Origin of the sequence: Pseudomonas sp. J452 (assembly GCF_024666525.1) — a bacterium.
In the GTDB taxonomy this organism is placed as follows: Bacteria; Pseudomonadota; Gammaproteobacteria; order Pseudomonadales; family Pseudomonadaceae; genus Aquipseudomonas.
This window is the reverse complement of the sequence record NZ_CP088294.1, coordinates 1,059,538-1,078,997: the sequence shown is the minus strand read 5'-3', so window position 1 is coordinate 1,078,997 and position 19,460 is coordinate 1,059,538. Positions and strand designations below refer to the sequence as shown.

Below are 19,460 nucleotides of genomic sequence, written 5' to 3'. Positions count from 1 at the left end.
CATGAGTGGGGCACAGGAAGTACCCAACTGGCTCGACGAACTGCGCCTGGCCTATGAAAGCGGCGCCCATGGCCAGTTCGTGCTGTACGGCAACGTCGCCGACCGCTTTCCCCTGGACGACCGCCTGGTCAGCCTGACCCGTTACCTGGACGCCAAGCTGCTCGCCGCCTTCGACATCGTCTTCCTCTACGACCCGGGCAACGGCCTGAGCCTGTTGCGCGGCGGCGAGCGTTTTGCCGAATGGCCGGCCGCGGCGCAGATCCAGCCCTGGCCGCACGACCCGCGCGAGGCGGTGGAGCTGATCAGCCGCTACCTGCGTTATCGCGCCAATCTGCGTGCGCTGGGGCGTGGCGACAGCGAACATGTGGCGGTGATTTTGCGCGGCGCCGAGCTGGTGCTGCCGGCCAGCCAGCAGGGCGATTTCGCCACGGCCAGCCTGGCCAGTCTGGTGCGCGACTGGGCCGCCGAGCCGCCGTTCAGCGACATGGCTTTCGCCAGCCTGCTGCTGGCCGACAACCTCAATGACCTGCACCCGCTGGTAGCCAACAACCCGCGCATCGACCGGGTGCAGGTGCCGCTGCCGGACGCCGCCAGCCTGCAGCAGTGCCTGGCGCAGCTGCGGGTCGATCACCCCAAGGCTTTTCCCGGCGAAGATTCCGGCGCGGTGCAGACCCTGGCCGGGGTCAGCCTCAGCGCCCTGGCCAGCCTGGTCAAGCGCCGCGCCCACCAGGGCAAGGTGCTCGGCGCGCAGGACTGGGTCGAAGCGAAGAAGGAACTGGTCGAAGCCGACAGCGCCGGCCTGGTCGAATTCATCGAGTCGGCGCGTACCCTCGACGACTACCACGCCCAGGACGCGCTGAAGACCTGGCTGCGCCAGGACATGGCGCTGTGGCAGGCCGCCGACCTGCGCGCCTTGCCCAAGGGCTACATCTTTTGCGGCCCGGTGGGCACCGGCAAGACCTACCTGGTCGAGTGCCTGGCCGGCGAGGCCGGGGTGCCGGTGGTCAAGCTGAAGAACTTCCGCGACCGCTGGGTCGGTTCCAGTGAAGGCAACCTGGAGAAGATCTTCCGCCTGATCCGCGGCCTCGGTCGCTGCATCGTGTTCATCGACGAAGCCGACCAGACCCTAGGCAAGCGCGACGGCGGCAGCGGTGACAGCGGCCTGTCCGGGCGCATCTACTCGATGATTGCCCAGGAGATGGGCGACGCTGACAACCGCGGCAAGGTGATCTGGATTCTCGCCTCCTCGCGCCCGGACCTGATCGAGGTCGATCTCAAGCGCCCCGGCCGGGTCGACGTGAAGATTCCGCTGCTGCCGAGCACCACGGTGGAAGAAAGCGCGGCGCTGCTCAAGGCCTTGCTCAAGCGCTTCGACCTCAAACTGGAGTTGGCCGAGCTGGTCAAGCTCGACCTGCCGTTGTTGCTCACGCCCGGCGCCGCCGAGGCGCTGGCGGTGAAGGTCTACCGCCAGGTGCGCACCAGCAAGCTCTCCGCCCTGGCCGCGCTCAAGCAGTGCCTGCAGGGCTATCAGCCGCCGGTATCCGAGCAGGTGCTGCGCCAGCAGATGATCCTCGCCATCCGCGAGGCCACGGACGTCGCCTTCGTCCCCGAGTCCTTGCGTCACCTTGCCCAGGAGACCGTCAGTCCATGAGTGTCGGGCGTTATCTGTGGTCCGCCTTCAATGCCCGTCCGCTGGGCATGCCGCTGCCGCCGAACTGGCTGGCGCTGGCTGCCGTCGGCCTGCTCGGCGCCTTTATCAGCCCCGGCTTCTGGGTGCTTGGCGTCGGCCTGGAGCTGGCCTATCTGGGACTGCTGGCCAGCAGCAAGCGCTTTCGCAATGCGGTGGATGCTGGCGAAGTACGGGTCGATCCGGCCGAGCAGCGCTATGAAAACACCCTGGCCCAGCTCGGTGACAGCCAGCGCCAGCGTCAGCAGCGCATTGAGGACCGCGCCCGCGAAGTGCTGCAACTGCTCTCCCGTTCGCCGCTGATGGCCTCCCACGCCGACAGCCTGGAGCAGCTGGTATGGCTCAACCTGCGTTTGCTGGTGGCCGGCCAGGCGCTCAGCGTGGTGGTCGACACCGCCGCCGCCGACAGCGCCGAACTGCAACGCCAGGAAGAGCAGATCGACCAGCGCCTGGCCGCCAGCGACCTGGGCGACGAGCTGCGCCGTAGCCTGGAACAGCAGAAGCAGGTGATCGACGCGCGCCAGGCCGCCCATGCCGAAGGCCTGCGGCGCAAGGAACATGTGGACGCGGAGCTGGCGCGCATCGACCAGCAGATCGCCCTGATTCGCGAGCAGACCCTGCTGGCCACCGACGAGGAGCAGATCGGCACTGCGCTGAACGCCCTGACTTCCTCGTTCAACGAGGCCAGCCGCTGGCTCAACGACCAGCGCGACCTGCTCGGCGTGCTCGAACTCAACGAACAACAGAGCCTGCCAAGCTACGTGCTGCAGGAGGGCGGCAAGCCGCTCGCCAGGGAAGCCGTCAAACACTGAATAGGCGAGTAGCTCGGAGCTAATCCGGGGTATTGCGGGCACAGCCTCCTGGATTGCATCCAGGCTACGGCTTGGCGCCGCCGCGAAGATTTGCACACTGAATGGCGGGCCCAGGGCTCGCAACCGACAGGGAGACGCGTCATGGATTTATCCTCGTTCCGTCAGCGCCAGCGCGGCAATGCCGCCGGCAAGCTGCTAACCATTGTGCTGGTGCTCGGCCTGCTCGGCCTCGGTGGCTGGCTGGTCAGCAAGGACATGCTCAAGCAGGGCGGCGACAGCCCGGTGGCCAGCCTGCCGAGCAGCCTCGGTGGCGGCGTAGCGGTGCCCGAGCCGGCCGAGCCGGTCACTGGTACACCAGTGCTGCAGTCGGCCGCGCCCTATGAGATGAAGAACAACATCATCGACATCGACATCAGCGAGTACGCCGGCTACGGCGGCCTGATCGTCGCCAACGGTGGCATGGACCCCAACCCCGATTCGCTGTTTGCCAAGCAGTACGGCTTCCAGGTACGCCTGAACAAGGGCGAGAGCGAGGAATGGTCGGCGCTGAACAACGGCCAGCTGGCCGCGGTGGCGACCACCACCGACGTGCTCGCCGTGCTCGGCCGCCAGTTCGAGGTCACGGTGCCGGCGCAGATCGCCTTCTCCCGTGGCGCCGACCAGGTGGTAGTGGACAGCGGCATCGCCAGCATTAATCAGCTCAAGGGCAAGGTACTCGGCGCCAGCCAGTTCAACGAGAGCGAGTTCTTCATCCGCTACCTGGCCTCCGAGGCCGGCGTGCCGGTCAAGGTGCTGCGCGACCTGGAAAGCCGCCCGGCAGCCAACGAACTGGGCCTGGTGTTCTACGAGGACGCCTTCATCGCCTGCGATGCCTACGCCGCCGAGCTGAACGGCGCCGGCCGCCTGAACGGCTGTGTCGGCTGGTCGCCGCGCACCGACGAAGTGGTTGCCGAGTCTGCGGGCGCGGCGAAGATGCTGGTGTCCAACCGCAACCTGCTGGTGGTCGCCGACATCCTGGTGGTCAACAAGGGCTTCGCCACGGCCCATCCGGACAAGGTCAAGGGCCTGGTGCATGGCCTGCTGGAAGGAAACCGCATGCTGCGCGACGATCAGGCCCACGCCGGCTTGGTCGCTCGGGCCTTCGGCTGGACCGCCCAGGAGACCGCCGACGAGCTGGCCAAGGTGCACCTGAGCAACCTGCCGGAAAACCTCGCCTTCTTCGACGGCAGCATCGATTCGGCCGGCTCCTTCCAGGGCATCTTCCAGTCCTCGGTGCTGGCCTACGGCGCGCTGATCAAGAACCCGGCCGACCCGGCGCGTTTCGCCAATGTGCAGCACCTCAAGGCGCTGGATGCCGGCGGCCAGTTCAAGGGCCAGAGCATCTCCATCGCGCCGATCCGCACCAGCGGCAAGGTCGCCCTGGAAGGCGATGCACTGCTGAGCAAGGACATCCGCTTCTTCTTCGAGGCCAACTCGGCCGCGCTGGACAAGCAGGTCAAGGCCAACCAGGACTACCTGGACACCATCAAGAAATTCCTCCAGGTCAGCCCCGGCTCCATCGTCCTGCTGCGCGGCCACGTGGACAACGCCATGGTCGCCGACTTCGAGCGCCAGGGCGGCCCGGCGCTGGTCAAGAGCATGGCGCTGAAGGCCATGGAGCTGTCGCGCCAACGCACCCTGTCGGTCAAGGAAGCCCTGCTGGCCCGCCACCCCGGCATCGCCGACGACCGCATCGAACTGGTCGGTCGCGGCTGGGAAGAACCGATCGGCCAGGACAGCGAGCAGAACCGCCGCGTCGAGGTGCAGTGGTTCACGCTGGAGTGATGGCGAGAAGTGACTTCGGCTGAGCATTTTGCCTTGGGCTTGCTCGACTCGAGGCTCACCGTAAGAATACCGGCACATAGCCGTAATGCTGTTCACTTAAGAAAAACGCCGTGATTTCCCCAAGGAATCGCGGCGTTTTTTCTGCTGTGGGAAATTTGTAGGAGCGAGCTCTGCTCGCGAATTGGGCATCACATAGAGCTTCGCGAGCAGAGCTCGCTCCTACGGTCTGGGCGCTTTACCTGCCCGAAAATCTCTCAAATGAACAGCATGAGGTTTTGTTCGCAGCGGCAGTGGCTGCGTCATTGCTGGACGGAGTAGGGCAGCCCTTGGAGCATGTTCAGGAACGAGAGCGTTGGGCATCGTCCTGGGCCGCTCCTTTGGCCTCATGAGCTGGCCGGCTTCTTCTGTTCTTCGGCCTTCGGTTTGATTGAGCTGCGCAGCTGCATGACCCGTTGCAGCATGTCGAACCAGAAGGGCGCGCCGAGGGAAACGGCCAGGATGCTGATCGCAAGACCGACGAGTTTGGAGAGGTGGGTCTGCCAGTTATCGCTTTTCTCAGGCTGTTTCTTGCTCTTGTCGCTCGAGCGCCAGCCCAGGCCCAGCGTCTGGCCGAGGTCGATAATCAACTGCAGCTCTTTACCCTCCAACGGTTGTGCGGCGGGCTGTGCCGCCAGATTTTGCGCTGTACCTGTGTTCGTTGCCGGCTGTGCGGTTGCGTCATTGGCCGGGGGATTGGCGCTGAGCTGTTGCTCAGCCGCTTTGATCAATACCGCGCGGGCTTGCTCATCCAGGGTCAGGCGGTTAACGACGGCGATGGTGTCGAAGTTGGTGGCAAGTACTAATGCTGCAGCGGCCACCAGGCTTAGGGTCTGCGTGTTCTTCTTGAACCAACCGGTGGCTCGCTCCATGACCAGGTCGAACTGCGACTCCAGCGCCTTGCCGAAAGCGACTGCGTCATTCTGTGTATCCATAGCCAGGGCCCGTAGCAGACCTTTGATACGGTTACTGTCGTCGCTGCCCGGTAGTTGGTCGATCAGCGTCTGCAGACTCTGCGCGGTGCCTGTGGGATCGAGCAGCGCGCGTACGGTCCGGGCGAAGGCCGGGGCCGAAATGTAGGATGGCAAGGAGTTCTGGCCCTTGCTCAGAGATTGGATCAGCGGGTGCATGAAGAAGGCGTCGGCGGCGTTGCCGTCCGCCTCGAGCTGTCCGGCGAGCAGCTCATCCAAGGCGTTGCGCAGTTGTTTGCCGCGCCAACTCAACTTGGCCGCAACGGCCTCGACTATTGCCGTGCAGGCCAGGCCATAGACCAAGTACAGGGTGATCAACCCGATCAGCACATCCAGCATTTCCATTCCGAACATGGCGCATCCCTCGTCTGTGTTATCGACAAGGCGGAGGGAATTTGCCGGGTCTATGCAACTGCTCGAATGGTTTTGCCCTGCGTCTTCCCTGACGTGCGCCTCAGTCCTGCGCAGCGTCGAGCCACCCCTGTGTGACGCTAGCGCTTGGCCACTATCTAGCAAGCCGTTAGCGCGTGATATCGACCAGCGGCTTTCTGCAGGCCAAACGAAAACGGGGCCTTTCGGCCCCGTTTTTTATTCGTGCAACTCCGGCTTACTCGCCCGGAATATCCTTGCGCAGCTTGACCGGGTCTTCCTTGCGCCCGCGGCGGGTGCGCATGCGGATGTTGAGTGCCTCCACGCCCAGGGAGAAGGCCATGGCGAAGTAGACGTAGCCCTTCGGTACGTGGACTTCGAAGCTCTCGGCGATCAGCACGGTGCCGACCACGACCAGGAAGGCCAAGGCCAACATCTTCAGCGATGGGTGCTTGTCGATGAAGTCGCTGATGGTGCCGGCGGCCAGCATCATCACCAGCACGGCGACGATGATCGCGGCGACCATGACCGGTACATGGTCGACCATGCCGACGGCGGTGATCACCGAGTCCAGGCTGAACACGATGTCGATGATGGCGATCTGGATGATGGTGCCGATGAAGTTGCGCGCGGCGGTGTTGCCCGGCGTCTGCTCGGTTTCATCCTCGCCTTCCAGGCTGTGATACATCTCGGTGCTGCTCTTCCACAGGAGGAACAGGCCACCGAAGAACAGGATCAGGTCGCGTCCGGAGATGCCCTGACCGAACAGTTCGAACAGGTCGCTGGTCAGGCGCATGATCCAGGTGATCGACAGCAGCAGGGCGATGCGCGTGATCATCGCCAGGGCTAGGCCGAACAGGCGGGTGCGCGCCTGCATGTGCGGCGGCATGCGGCCGACCAGGATGGCGATCATGATGATGTTGTCGATGCCGAGGACGATCTCCAGGGCAGTCAGGGTGAGGAAAGCAACCCAGATTTCCGGGCTGGTCAGCCATTCCATATCAGTTCCTTGCTATTTAACGAGTCGGTCGGCGTTATCGCCGGCTAGGCGGCGCGATTCTAGCTGGCTTTGCGGGAAATTTCCGGCTGTCTTGGCATTCATCCGCTGAACAGCGGGAATACCCCCAGCAGCAGGGCGGCCAGGAGGATGGCCAGGCAGATCAGCACCGCCCATTTCAGGGTGAAGCGCTGGTGGTCGCCGAACTCGACCTTGGCCAGGCCCACCAGCAGGTAGGTAGACGGTACCAGCGGGCTGAGCAGGTGTACCGGTTGCCCGACGATCGAGGCCCGTGCCATCTCCACCGGACTGATGCCGTAATGACTGGCTGCCTCGGCCAATACCGGTAACACGCCGTAATAAAATGCATCGTTGGACATGAAGAAAGTGAACGGCATGCTCACCAGCGCGGTGATCACCGCCAGGTACGGCCCCATCGACGGTGGGATCACGTCCAGCAGGCTCTTCGACATGGCTTCGACCATGCCGGTGCCGCTGAGGATGCCGGTGAAGATGCCAGCGGCGAAGATCAGCCCGACCACCGCCAGAACATTGCCGGCGTGGGCGGCGATGCGCTCCTTCTGCTGCTGCAGACAGGGGTAGTTGATGATCATGGCGATGCTGAAGGCGATCATGAACAGCACCGGCAGCGGCAGCAGGCCGGCGATCAGGGTGGCCATCAGGGTCGCGGTCAGCGCGCCGTTGATCCACAGCAGCTTGGGCCGGCGCGCCTCGGGGTACTGCGACACGCTGATCTCGGCGTGCTGCTCGGCATCGTCCGGCAGGTGCAGCACGCCGAGGCGCGCACGTTCGCGCTTGCCATAGACCCAGGCGACGCCGAACAGGGCGATGCAGCCAACCAGCATCGCCGGGATCATCGGCACGAAGATGTCCGATGGATCGACGTGCAGGGCGCTGGCGGCGCGGGCGGTGGGGCCGCCCCAGGGGGTCATGTTCATGATCCCGCCGGCGAGGATGATCAGCCCGGCCATGATCAGCGGGCTCATGCCCAGGCGGCTGTACAGCGGCAGCATGGCGGCCACGCAGATCATGTAGGTGGTGGCGCCATCGCCGTCGAGGGAGACGATAAGGGCTAGGGCGGCGGTGCCCATGGATACCTTCAGCGGGTCGCCTTTGACCAGCTGGAGGATCTTGCGCACGGCCGGGTCGAACAGCCCGGAGTCGATCATCAGGGCGAAGTAGAGGATGGCGAACATCAGCATCACTCCGGTCGGGGCGAGCTTGCCGATGCCTTCCAGCATCATCGGGCCGATGCCGCTGGCGAAGCCGCCGATCAGGGCGAAGACGATGGGGATGATGATCAGGGCGATCAGGGCGGACAGGCGCTTGCTCATGATCAGGTACATGAAGGTCATGACCATGGCGAAGCCGAGAATAGTCAGCATGGCGGTATCTCCGGTCGGGGCTGGGCGAGGGGCGCTGGGGTCAGCGCACGGCGTGCGGCGAGCGGAGGGCAGGTGTGAAGCGGCCGGAGTGGCGGCAGGAACGAGGCATGGCAATCACCCATCTTGTTGTTGTCGGGGTTGGCCGACTGCCGCGTGCAGACGCGCAGCCGGACGAACCGGTCTGTGCCGGTAGTGGGGCGATGCTAAGGGGCGAAGCTTTCAGCGGGCTTTCGCTGGCGTACCGTTCAGCGCACCAGCAGGGCCAGTACGACGAACAGGCTGAGCCCGGACAACAGGGTTTGCAGGGTGATCAGGCCGGCCATCAGTTGACTGTCGCCGCCCAGTTGGCGGGTCAGTACATAGGCGGTGGGCGCCGTGGGCAGGGCGAAGAACAGCACCAGCAGCGTGCTCTCCAGCGCTGGCAGCTGCAGCAGGCGCGCTACAGCCAGGGCCAGCAACGGCATGCCCAGCAGGCGCAGGCCACAGTTGCAGAACAGGGCGGCCTTTTCGCCGCGCAGTTCCTGTGGGCGTAGCGCGGCGCCGACGCAGAGCAGACCCAGCGGCAGGCTGGCGGCGGCCAGCAGGCCGAGCAGGCGATCACTACCGCCGGGCAGCCCGATGCCGGCCAGGTTGACCAGTATCCCGGCCAGGCAGGCGAGGATCAGCGGGTTTTTCAGTACCGGCAGAAGCAGGCTGTGCACGCTGACGCCTCGTTCGGCGGTGAGCGACCAGACCGACAGCACGTTTACCGCCGGCACCATCAGCGCCAGCAGCAGCGCCGCCAGCACCAGGCCGGCTTGGCCGTGCAGGCTGCCGATCACGGCCAGGCCTAGGTAGGTATTGAAGCGCAGGATGCCCTGGCTGAAGGTGCCGAAGCGCGCTGCCGGCCAGCCGCGCAGACGGCGTACCAGCAGCAGGCCCAGCCAGGCGCCGCCGAGGCCGAGCAGCACGGCCAGGGCCAGACGCGGCAGTGCCGGGTTGTCCAGCGGCGCAGTGGCCAGGCTGCTGAACAGCAGGGCGGGAAACAGGATGAAGTAGTTGAGGCGCTCGGCGGCCGGCCAGAAGGCCTCGCCGGGGAAGTTCCAGCGGCGCAGGGCGAGACCGCCGAGGATCATGGCAAACAGGGGCCAGAGGCTGTAAAGGAGTGTGGTCACGGCGACTTCCACGGCGGTCGAGCCGTCATCTTGGGCAAAAGCCGGCGCCCAGGCTAGGGTCTGTGAAACACTTCCGGAGAGCATCCATGACCGATACCTACAGCGGCGGCTGCCATTGCGGCCGGCTGCGCTACACCTTCGCTGCGCCACTGCAGGATATCGCGCACTGCCACTGTTCGATCTGTCGGCGCACCAGTGGCGGCATCGTCACCACCTGGCTGACGGTGCCGGCGCAGAGCTTTCGCTGGCTCAGCGGTGAGCCGGCGGTTTACGCCTCTTCGCCCAGCTGCACACGCCATTTCTGTGGCCACTGTGGCTGCCACCTGACGCTGTTCACCACGCTCAGCCCGGACAGTCTGGATATCACCGTGGCCAGCCTGGATCGCCCGGAGCGGGCCCCGGCCGAGCGACATATCTGGGTGAAGAGCCGGCTGCCCTGGCTGCAGCTGGACCCGCAGTTGCCGCAAGAAGACGAGGAGATCCTGTAGGTCGGGTCGAAAAGTCCATGGGTGGTGCCTCGATCCGTTCTGGTGGGCTTCGCGGCTGCGGATAATGTGTAGGGCGGGTGAAACCCGCGTTGCTCTAGCCCGGCGTTCACCCGCTCTACAGGATAAGCGCCGCGCTTTTAGGGCAAAACCAATCCGCCGCCGGCCTTGTGCAGTGTGCGCAGGTGCGTGCCGAGCTGCTTGAGGTTAGCCTCGCCGGCCTCCAGTTCGGCCAGGCGCTGCGGTTCGAGCAGGCGCCGCACTTCGCGGTCGAGGTCGTCGCTGAGCTGGCGCAGGGTCTGCTGGCGCGTCGTGCTCTCCTGCTCCAGACGCTGCCATTCGCTGCGTTGCGGTAGGCCGTAGCCAGCGTCGAGCAGCTCCGCCGGGCGGCTGAGGAAGCCGCTGTTGGCGAGGATCTGCCGCAGCGTGCTGTCGGCTTCGCCGAAACCCGGTTGTTGCTGTTCGCGGGCCTTGAGGTAGCGCTGCTTGAGGTCTTCCTGGGCCAGCAGAAGCTGGCGGCGCAGGGCGGCCTGTTCGAGCAACAGCAGGGCGGCGCTGGTGCGCAGGTCGGCGCGGGCGAACCAGCTGCGGCGTTGCTCGGCCGGTAGCTGCAGCCAGTCTTCGACCTGCTCCTGCGGCACCGGCAGCTGGGCGCGTAGCACGGCGAACATGGCCTGGTAACGGTCGCGAAAGGAGTCGAAGCGGTAGCCCAGGCGTAGCGCCTCGCGCGGGTCGGCCAGCACGCTGCGGTCGGCCAGGCCGCGGCCGTCGAGGATATCCAGCAGGCCGTTGGGCATGATGCTGTCGAGGGCCTGCAGCTCGTCGCGGCCGCTGCCGCTGCGCAGCAGCTTGAGGGTTTCCACCGCGCAGTTATTGGAGAGGAACCAGTAGTCGCCGTCGTAGCTCCAGTGCAGCTCGGCAGCACGCTCGACCAGTTGCTCCAGCTCGCTGCGTTGCAGCTTGAGTGGTACTGATACCAGGCCACGCAGCTCGACCTTGGTGTATTCCTCGATCACCTGGGCCAGCGGCAGGACGAACAGGCGCGAGGGGTAGGCGCCGGTCAGGCCGTCCCAGCTGGACAGCTGCACGTCGCCGACGAAGGCGCGGTAGGACAGCACCAGGTGTTCCTGCAGGTCCAGCCGGCAATCCGGGCCGCGCGGCCGTCCCGGCGCGCAGATCACCAGGCGCAGCATGCTGTGCCCCCAGCGACTGGCCCATTGCTGGTTGGGTTCGGCGAGCAGGTAGTCCACTTCGTAGACCCGCGCAGGATCGAGCTGGCCAAGCGGCTGGCGGGCGAAGTCGCGGCCGGCGTTGAGATAGGCATAGCCGTCGGCGCAGGTCTGCTGCTTGGCCGGCGTCCAGGCGAAATGGGCGGCGAAGTAGCGCTGCAGGGCCGGGCGGCGGCAGGCGTAGCTCGGGTCGAGGAGGAAGTACTCGAGATTCACCGCGACGAACTCGCGCGGGTTGCTCAGCTCGTACAGGTCGGGGCTGCGACTGTTCTGGCCGTTGCCCTGCTCGCGCTTGCCACGCTTGCCAACGGCCTGTTGCCAGCCAGCCAGGTCGAGCAGGCGTGGGTCGTCGCTGAGGCTGAAGCGTCGCGCATCCTGGCCGCGGCATTGATCCGCCAGGCCGACCGTACCGCTGCTGGATACACGGGCCTGGCAGCGTTGCAGCAGGTTTTGTTCGGCAGCCGGCCACAGACGTGCGCGGTCATACAGGTGGGTCAGCTCGTGGACGATGGTGGCGAGCACTTCGCGGCGCAGGGTGCCGTGGGGGCGGCCACTCGGTGCGCTGGCCTGCTGCGGGTCGAGCAGGCGCGGCAGCAGGTTGGCATTCAGGCTCAGGGCATCGAGACGGGTGATGCGTCCGTAGGCGTTGGCCGGCAGGTCGTCCTGCCAGCGCACCCGCACTTGCCGATCCAGACGCTGGATAAAGCTGGGCGGCAGTGTGGCCAGGGCCTCGTCGATCAGTTGCTGGCTGAGCTGGCGTTCGGCGGCGCTGAGCCCGTCACTGTCCAGGTGCAGGCGCAGTTCGGCCTGGGCCGCCGTGGCGGTTGCCAGCAGCAGGGCCAGCAGCCAGCGCACGGCACTTGTCCTCACAGGGCGAGGATGGCTTCGGCGAGTTCCTGGTCGGACGCGTCGCGGGCTTCCGGCAGGCGTTCGCGCAGGGTGGCGAACGCGGCCTCCAGCTCTGCCCCACGAATGTCACCGGCACTGGCGACGAAGCTGGCGGCATCGTCCTGGGCGGCGCGCACGACTTTCATATCGCGGATCGAGGTGGTGGTGTCGGAGGTGAAGTCGAAGCTGCGGTCCAGCGCGCGGATGATGATGTTGCTGGTGGCGACCAGGGTTTGCGCCTGGACGCTGACGGCGCTCATGCATAGGGTGACGGCGAGAAGGGTGGGCAACAGGTTACGCATGACAACTCCAGATAAGCAGGGAACCGGCCTATTGGACGAAAATAGCCTGCGCCAGTTCAAGTCCGATCACCCGCTGCCGCGACGGCGTTCACGCAGGACAGCGCCAGTCTGCTGGTATTTCTATAGGAGCGCCTTTAGCCACGATGGGCTAAAGCTGAGCTGCATTGAAGATAAATCGGCTCTCATGGAGGCGTGTCCGACTTAAGCCGGTGCGGGCAGCCATCAAAGAATGAGTATGGCCTGGGCCAGTTGCAGATCATCGGCCTGCAGTTGTGGCACCTGCTGGCGAATGTGTTGCAGGGCGGCTTCCAGGCGCGCGCCGCGGATCTCACCCTGGCTGGCGACGAAGCTGGCGGCATCGTCACGCGCGGCCAGCACGATCTTGTCGTCACCGAAGGATGATGAGATATCGGACGTGGTATCGGTAGTCCCCACTGTGGCGCTGCCGAGGGTGTCGGTGGTGACCACGAAGCTGGTGGCTTGTGCGGTGCTGGCCAGCATCAACAGAGCGGCGGCGATAAGGTAGGTGCGAGGCATGCTGAACTCCTGTTCAGAATTGTGTTGCCCAGAGAATTGCTTTCTCCGGTGGTTGCCATAAGCCTAGCGCAACATGCTCGGTCAGGGCGATGCCGGCTCAGTGCCAGAAGGGGTTTTCCAGCTCTATCTGGCGCTCTGCAGAGCTGATTCCGCTATTGGCGAGCAGGCGCAGTGCCCAAGGGGCTTACCTAGTGTGGGGTGGGTCGAATTGCCTGAGGAGGTGTCCCAGACGCGCTTCCTTCCCGGGCGTGCACGGGAAACAAGGGGAGAGCGTCATGATCTGTTTTTGTAGCCACGGGTGAGCTGAATTGTATCTGCGCAGCGATCAGATCCTGCGCAGTAGTGCGGCCGCCGCCAGTCCAAGATTGCCCAGTGTGGTTTGGCGGTAAATACCGCAGCTGAGCAGCGTGCGCAGGCTATCAAGCCAAGAGGTTTGGCGGGCTTGGGCAAAATGGATCAGGACTTTCTGGTTTTCCTCGGTCAGCAGGTTTTCGTGCAGTGATAGGGCGCGCAGGTTGATCTCATTCCACCTCTGGAAGTGCCCGGAAAGCAGGCGCCGGAGCCGATACAGATGATCGGACAGGCTCAGGTTAGAGCCGATGATATTGGCTCCGTGCTGCCGATAATCGATGCTGGGGCTGGGATCGTAGTGGAGCAAACCACCGTAGCCGGTTATCAGCATATAGAACCACCAGTCATGCGACACGATAGGCGGCGTACCGGCCTCGGCCAGGAGATTTCGGGCGGCACGATTGAAGACCATGGTATTGCCGCCGGCTAGGCTCTGTACCAGGGCGTTGCGAAATGACGGTGGTTTGCTGAACAGCGGAGAGCAACCAATCGGGTCTCCCGACGCATCTATCAGTCGGGTTCGTGAGCAGTAGAGGCTGGGCTGCTCCTGGGGTTGTTCACACAGCCAAGACACGGCCCGCTCTAGTTTGTCCGGGTGCCATACGTCGTCCTGGTCGGCGAAGGCAAAGGCGTCGGCTTCGATGGATTTATCGGTGGCGGTCGAGAGAAAGTTGGCCGCATAACCGCGACAGGGGCCGCGTCTGATTTGCAGGCGTTGGGCTCCCAGTTTGTTTCGATAGTCCTCCAGAATTGTCAGGGTGGCGTCCGTAGAGCCATCATCCGATGCCACGATAAGCCAGTTGGCGTGGGTCTGCGCGATGATCGAGTCGAGTTGCTCGCGCAGAAATCGCGCCCCGTTGTGGGTCGACAGCAGCACGGCAACTCTCAACGAGGCCGGGGTTGGCATGCCTGGTATCGTACCGTGCTGGCTATCTGGAAAAGCTGTCATCCCTGGTTCCGAGTGTTTTTATTCTGATTATCGGGTAGGGCTGGTCTGGCCCCGAGGCTACATCTTTCAGGAGTGCATTCGGGTACGCAAGAGCAGCTTGTCGCACCGATGGGCATGTCAACTTTCCAGGCGTGCCAGGGCTTCGTTCTGTCGCATATCCTGACGTATTTCCGTGGACGATATGCCCATTGTCCGCGGTAGATAGACGACCTCGCAGAGGTCTTTGAGGAAGTCGAAGTGGCCCTGCCAGTCGTCGCCGATCACGAAAATATCTACGCCGTGCAGTTGGACGTCGGTGACTTTCTGCTCCCAGCAGGTTTCCGGAATTACCATGTCCACGTAGCGAATGGATTCGATGACCGATTTGCGGTTGTCATAGCTGAGCAGCGCCGATTTGTGTTTGCCGGTGTTGAAGGCATCGGTAGACAGGGCCACGATCAGACGATCGCCCAGGGCGCGGGCACGCCGTAATAAATTGATGTGTCCGGCGTGCAATACGTCAAACGTGCCATAAGTGATGACGGTTTTCATGCGCTGGCGTTCTCCATGAACTCGGCTTGTACGTGCTGGACGACACGTGCAGCGTTTGAGTCGTCGATAAAGTCGAAGAATATCTTGCGCTTGAGCGCGTAGTCCGGATCCAGTGTGCTGGTGTCATTGCTCAAGGCATTGTCGAGCGCTTGCAGGAGACTACTGAACTCCTCGCAGATTGGGCCCGGGAAGACGGTATCCAGGTCGTAGAACAGGCCACGTTCACTCTGCGCGTAGGACTGCAGGTCATAGGCAAAGCAGATCTGTTGCTTGCCGGTGAGCATGAAGTCGATGAAGCAACTCGAGTAGTCAGTAATCAGGATTTCGGCCTGACGGTAGAGCATTTCGATGTTGCTGAACTGGGCGTTGCCCAGCTGCAGGGTAGGTAACTCCTGCAGTGCGCTGAAGTAGCTGTTGGCCTTGGCCGCCATATGCTCACGGATGCCCAGTACTGCCCCATGCTTGTTCAGGCAGGCCGCCAGCAGGTCTTGCTCGGCCTGGCTGAAGGGGTAGTGTCCATCGCTCTGGTTGTTACGGAAAGTCGGCGCGAACAACACCAGTCGTTTGCCAGCCAGTTGCGCCTGCAGGCGCTCCAGGTCCGTGCGCAGATCAACGGGTAGCTTTTCTGTTTCACGCAGGATGAAGTCGTTGCGCGGCAGTCCGGTCAGCCAGACATGGTGGAAACTCAGGGGGTAGAACGCCGAGGCCATTGCCATGCGGTCGATCTTCGACGAGCTGATGACTGAGTGGCAGCGGCTGTGCTGATCAGCCACGGCGACCAGCTTGTTCTTCAGATCCAGTGAGGCGTAGCCAATCCGCTTGAGTGGAATGCCGTGCCACAGATTGATGAAACGGTGCAGGTCGGCGCGCAGGGGATACAGGGCATTCTCGCGCGGGGTGTGCTTGATGAACACGTACTTGCAGCGTAGCAGGCGCTCTTGGCCCTGACGGCTTTCGAGTGGCAGCACTTCGATGTTTTCACCGCTGAGCTCGATCGCTTTGCTGCGCGTCAGAATCACTTTCTTGATGTTGGGATCGTTGCGTACTTCCTCGAAGACTGCACGATCATTGCCGCTCAGTGAGTGGTCATAGGCGCACACCGGGAAGGCCCACCAGTTGTCGTGCTTGGCAACCTTGCCGTCCAGTTGCAGGAAGCTGGCAGCATCGAGCAACGCATCCTGCTCGGTGGCAGCCGCATTTGGGTGGGGGATGTGCAGGCTCTTGTAGAGCTTGTCCGCGGGAGCCACTCGCTCCAGGTTTTTCTCAAACGGTGCCAGATCGAGATTCGGCCGCAACTCGAGCAGACGCTCCTTCCAGCGCCAAAGCTCCGGCACGTGGTAGTGGTTCTCCGTTAGGAAGAAGCGTTTGAACAGTGGCATGCCTTCGGCAACCAGATCGAAGTGACGCTCGGTATAAATCGGATGGAACGGGTGCAGCGAGTCGATAAAGGTATCGAACTCGAACTTGCGGTTGATCAGGGTGCGGGTCAGGCCGATCTCATAGCTTTGGATGATGGCCTTCTTGTTCGGCTGTTTCTTCACGCCGTCGAGAAGTTTGGCCAGGCTGCCTTCCTGCAGGACGGGTTGGCGGAAGACCAGGAAATAGGCGCCCAAGTGGAAGTCGTAAAAGTCGTCCTGCTCAAAACGCGTGAGCAGCTTGCGCTTGACCTCGGCCAGCGGGATCTTCTGCTTGAAGCCATTGCTTTTGATATGGCGCGTCGCGGACAGCCCCTTGGTTGCCTGCATGCCCCACCAGTCGCATTGCCGGCGATCCATGGCGGCGAAGACCGGGTCCAGGCTGTCGATCAGGTAGCAGCTGTCGTTGGCCAGAATCAGCTCGTCATAGCTGTTGATCGTGTCCCAGCCGACCAGCAAGCGCGCCAGGCGCGAGTAGGAGCCGAAATCATACTCCCCATGGCGAATCGCCCAGGCCCCTTTGACCAGGCCGGTGAGCTTCTGCAGTTCACTGGCAGGCATGGTCGCATCGCTGAGGAAATAAATGTCGGCGTGCTTGCTCAGGGCTTTCAGGTAGTCGAGTACATAGTCGTCGATCAGTCCGTGTGGGTCATAGCCAGCGAACAGACAGATACGACGTGGCTGCTGGCCCGGCGCATAGCGCATACCGGTGGCGGCAGTTGCCTTGGCTTTCGGGCGTGTTGGTAGCCGACGTTTGCTACCGCTGTTGACGTAATGCAGCAGTGGGTTGATCGGGGTGAGGAAAGCATCGAGGTGCTCGCGGCGATACCATTCCAGGTCGAAGTCCGGATTCGGTTTGCGCAGTTCAAGATAGCCGTGCTTACAGAAGTGTTGCAGAGGATCTATGCGCGCGGCCAGAACATCAGGATTGCTGCGCTTGTAGTGCTTGGCATCGAACAGGCCGGACTTTGCGATTTGTTCACAGATAAGCTCAGAGTTGTTCTGCGCCGGGAAACTGCTGCGACCTTCCTTGCGTCCGTGCTGGATATAGTGAACCAAGGCATTCTGGCGGTTTAGCAGCACGTCACGGTGCTCGTCCCAGTAAAGACCGGGCGAGAAGTTGGCGCTCGGACACTGTCCGCTATAGATGCCATAGCGCAGGAAGTGTGTCAGCGGCAGCATGCCGAGTTCTGCGGCCTGAGGAGTGTTAGCCGCGTAATAGTGCGCATCAAAACCGGGCTGGCTTGCGAGGAAGCTCTGATATTGCTGGATGCGACTCTCTGCCACCAGGGTCAGACCGATGCCATAGGGCGATGGTCTCGCCGCTTCCTGCAGGTGGACGGCATGATTTTGTCGAATAAGATCCGTGGCGTAGGACAGCGCCACGCGCTGACCTGTCAAAGAAGGCAGCAGGCCAAAAATACGTTCCATCGCATGCCATGCCGAGGCATGCGTACCCGTACGCAGTGTCGCGGCGTTGTCCAGTTCGCTCAGCAGCGGCTCCAGTGTGAGCAGTGGTGTGAGTGTATCGAGACGTGCCCAGAACATGCTGCCGGCGAAGAAGCCCCAGTCGTGCGCTGGGTCACGGGTCGGATCCAGTTGTTGCAGAAGACGTGTGACAGGAATTTCGTTGCCATACATCAAGCGCGCGGCCGACTTGTACAGGTCGGCGGAGCCGAGCATACCCAGTTGGGCATCACGCTCGAAGGCCAGCACGGCATCTCGGGCCACCTGTTCGCTGCCCAGTAGTGGGTCCAGTAGCAGGTCCAACCACAGGTTGCCTAGCTCCGGATGCAGTTGCTCCAGATTGGCGCTGCCCTTCTTGCTGTGCACTTTGCAAACCAGGTCGTACTGGCCTGCCTGCAAACGTGGCAGCAGGGTAATGAAGGGCAAGATGTCGTAACCCTGGTTGGGCACTTCGACAATTTCCGCCGCCAGAGGATCGACGACGAGCTGCTCTTCCAGAGCCGCTCTGCACTCTGCTGCAACTGTAATGAACAGGTCGTAGGCGAATGGTAGGTTACGGATACGTCGGGCGATTTCTGGCCACAGTTCCGGATAGAACACATGCACGGCAATAGCCAGTTTCAGACGGCTCTGGCTAATGGGCTGGGCTTCTGCTTGAGCCGGCGCGGAAAGCGTTGGCGGGTTGGCGCGATTTGTTGACTCGGCTTGTTGTTGCCGGGCAGCACTGCTGAGGGCGAAGTCTTTGCCCGGCCAGTTGGCGCCGAACGAGACCTTGCTCATCCGGTACAGGCGAGCGCGCTGCAGAATACCGTGACGACCTTCCAGGCGGTAAATGCTCAGCAGTTTCTGCAGGAGGGGAAGAGGGCCGCCAGCACTGTTGATAAGCCCGCGCAGTTTGCTGCTAAGGGCTCTGAGCCGCGTGCCCAGTGTAACGAGGCGGCGCATGGGAGCGGTGATGCGCCAGCTGGTGGACTGCTTGTACTGGAGTACCTCGGCGATCAGAGTCTGATTGCGCGCTTTCAACTGGTTGATCGTGTGTCCGAGCTCAATGAGCTTCCGATCTTTGTCCTGGATATGTCGCATTTTTCCCTGCAGTTGCTGATCCTTTCCCTGGATATCTCGCATTTTTTCCTGCAACTGCCGATCCCGCTCCTGCAGCAACTGTCCCTTGTCCTGCAATTGCTGGGTTTTCTGCTGCAGTTGGCCATTGAGTTGCTCGGCCTTGGCCTTGAGGCTGCGTGCTTTGGATTCTCCCTTGTCAATCAGCTGCAAGGCATTGCTGAGAGCCTGCTGCTGTAGATGCAGGGTGTTCAGGTCGATGCCTTGCGTGGCGTTATCGTCTGCCAGTCGACTGAGTAGGCGGAACAGCTCGCGGCTAAGGCTGGAAGCTTCCCCGGCGTGTTCGAGCTCATCAATGCTGTACAGGGTGTGGCGCAGTGAATCCTTGAGAAACTCATGGCGATACTGCTGGTAATGAACGCTTGCCGGGTCGAATGTCAGACCGAATTGGCGGGCGATTCGGCCGAGCTGCTTGTCGGGCTGAGCAAGGAGCTGATCGAAGTCGACCACAATCCGTGAACTGTCGGTGGTGAGCCGCAGGCTGTTGAGCATGTGCTCTTGCCAGAGCAGATGGCCTTTTTCCAGCTCAAAGCCATCACGTTTGGCTAGGGACTGAGCGACGCTGATCGGATTACGACTGGCTATCAGGTAATGAACATCGAGACTCAGCTCGGCGAAGACCGTTTGCCAGAACGGCAGCAGGCGACAGATGCGGGGATCTTTGAGGCCAAAATAACTGTGGTTCTGCAATTTCTCTTTCAGCAGGGCAGCGGCCTTCTGGCGTAGCGTGCTGAGGTCGATATTTTGCAGATCAGTCAGGTCAACGCAGGCGAGGCTGTGCCAGCTATACCCGAGCGTTTTCAGAATCTCGATGTTGAGTTCGTTGATGTCGAGATCTTCGAAGAAGCCGGTCTCGTTGTTGAGCGCTGCGGCAGGCATTAGGTTGTTGCCGAGCTCAACACCCAATACCTGTAGGGCTCGGGTCATGGCG

Annotated in this window: 14 protein-coding genes; 4 read left to right on the top strand and 10 right to left on the bottom strand. The window is 62.8% G+C overall.

The features are described from left to right. The first annotated feature begins 1 nt into the window (after position 1). From LRS11_RS04815 to LRS11_RS04805, 3 genes are all read left to right on the top strand, one after another. The gene (locus LRS11_RS04815; protein WP_260495769.1) at positions 2 to 1,651 is read left to right on the top strand and encodes an AAA family ATPase; all 1,650 of its coding nucleotides are present in this window, start codon (positions 2 to 4) and stop codon (positions 1,649 to 1,651) included. Further along, on the top strand, positions 1,648 to 2,499 hold the full coding sequence (locus LRS11_RS04810; RefSeq protein ID WP_260495768.1) for a hypothetical protein: 852 nt from the start codon (positions 1,648 to 1,650) through the stop codon (positions 2,497 to 2,499). Before LRS11_RS04815 ends, LRS11_RS04810 begins: the two co-directional genes overlap by 4 nt. Positions 2,500 to 2,640: 141 nt before the next feature. Next, positions 2,641 to 4,323: a phosphate ABC transporter substrate-binding/OmpA family protein gene (locus LRS11_RS04805; protein WP_260495767.1), complete on the top strand. Its 1,683-nt coding sequence runs from the start codon at positions 2,641 to 2,643 to the stop codon at positions 4,321 to 4,323. 383 nt (positions 4,324 to 4,706) lie between these two features. Here LRS11_RS04805 and LRS11_RS04800 read toward each other — a convergent pair whose 3' ends face one another. The 4 genes from LRS11_RS04800 to LRS11_RS04785 form a co-directional block, all read right to left on the bottom strand. After that, positions 4,707 to 5,669 carry a hypothetical protein gene (locus LRS11_RS04800; RefSeq protein ID WP_260495766.1) on the bottom strand — a complete coding sequence of 321 codons (963 nt, stop codon included), beginning with the start codon at positions 5,667 to 5,669 and terminating at the stop codon, positions 4,707 to 4,709. A gap of 268 nt (positions 5,670 to 5,937) precedes the next feature. Then, positions 5,938 to 6,699 carry a TerC family protein gene (locus tag LRS11_RS04795; protein WP_260495765.1) on the bottom strand — a complete coding sequence of 254 codons (762 nt, stop codon included), beginning with the start codon at positions 6,697 to 6,699 and terminating at the stop codon, positions 5,938 to 5,940. Between the two features lie 98 nt (positions 6,700 to 6,797). Next, positions 6,798 to 8,102, bottom strand: coding sequence for a CitMHS family transporter (locus LRS11_RS04790; RefSeq protein WP_260495764.1), 1,305 nt, complete (start codon positions 8,100 to 8,102; stop codon positions 6,798 to 6,800). Positions 8,103 to 8,347: 245 nt separating this feature from the next. Continuing rightward, positions 8,348 to 9,217, bottom strand: a complete 870-nt coding sequence (locus LRS11_RS04785) for an AEC family transporter (protein ID WP_260496862.1) — start codon at positions 9,215 to 9,217, stop codon at positions 8,348 to 8,350. A gap of 125 nt (positions 9,218 to 9,342) precedes the next feature. On the opposite strand from LRS11_RS04785, the gene LRS11_RS04780 reads away from it, so the two are divergent. Next, the gene (locus LRS11_RS04780; RefSeq protein ID WP_260495763.1) at positions 9,343 to 9,744 is read left to right on the top strand and encodes a GFA family protein; all 402 of its coding nucleotides are present in this window, start codon (positions 9,343 to 9,345) and stop codon (positions 9,742 to 9,744) included. Between the two features lie 137 nt (positions 9,745 to 9,881). On the opposite strand, the gene LRS11_RS04775 is transcribed toward LRS11_RS04780, so the two are convergent. From LRS11_RS04775 to LRS11_RS04750, 6 genes are all read right to left on the bottom strand, one after another. Then, complete coding sequence (locus LRS11_RS04775; RefSeq protein WP_260495762.1) at positions 9,882 to 11,825, bottom strand: DUF4105 domain-containing protein; 1,944 nt, start codon at positions 11,823 to 11,825, stop codon at positions 9,882 to 9,884. 11 nt (positions 11,826 to 11,836) lie between these two features. Then, entirely contained in the window at positions 11,837 to 12,160 is a 324-nt protein-coding gene (locus LRS11_RS04770; RefSeq protein ID WP_312026995.1) for a DUF2388 domain-containing protein, read from the bottom strand. Positions 12,161 to 12,382: 222 nt separating this feature from the next. Beyond that, positions 12,383 to 12,697, bottom strand: a complete 315-nt coding sequence (locus LRS11_RS04765; RefSeq protein WP_260495761.1) for a DUF2388 domain-containing protein — start codon at positions 12,695 to 12,697, stop codon at positions 12,383 to 12,385. Between the two features lie 325 nt (positions 12,698 to 13,022). Then, positions 13,023 to 13,925 (bottom strand): glycosyltransferase family 2 protein, encoded by a 903-nt coding sequence (locus tag LRS11_RS04760; RefSeq protein ID WP_260495760.1) that lies wholly within the window; start codon positions 13,923 to 13,925, stop codon positions 13,023 to 13,025. A 189-nt stretch (positions 13,926 to 14,114) separates the two neighbouring features. Then, on the bottom strand, positions 14,115 to 14,528 hold the full coding sequence (gene tagD / locus LRS11_RS04755) for a glycerol-3-phosphate cytidylyltransferase (RefSeq protein WP_260495759.1): 414 nt from the start codon (positions 14,526 to 14,528) through the stop codon (positions 14,115 to 14,117). Then, the gene (locus LRS11_RS04750) at positions 14,525 to 19,456 is read right to left on the bottom strand and encodes a CDP-glycerol glycerophosphotransferase family protein (protein ID WP_260495758.1); all 4,932 of its coding nucleotides are present in this window, start codon (positions 19,454 to 19,456) and stop codon (positions 14,525 to 14,527) included. Before LRS11_RS04750 ends, tagD begins: the two co-directional genes overlap by 4 nt. Positions 19,457 to 19,460 lie beyond the last annotated feature (4 nt).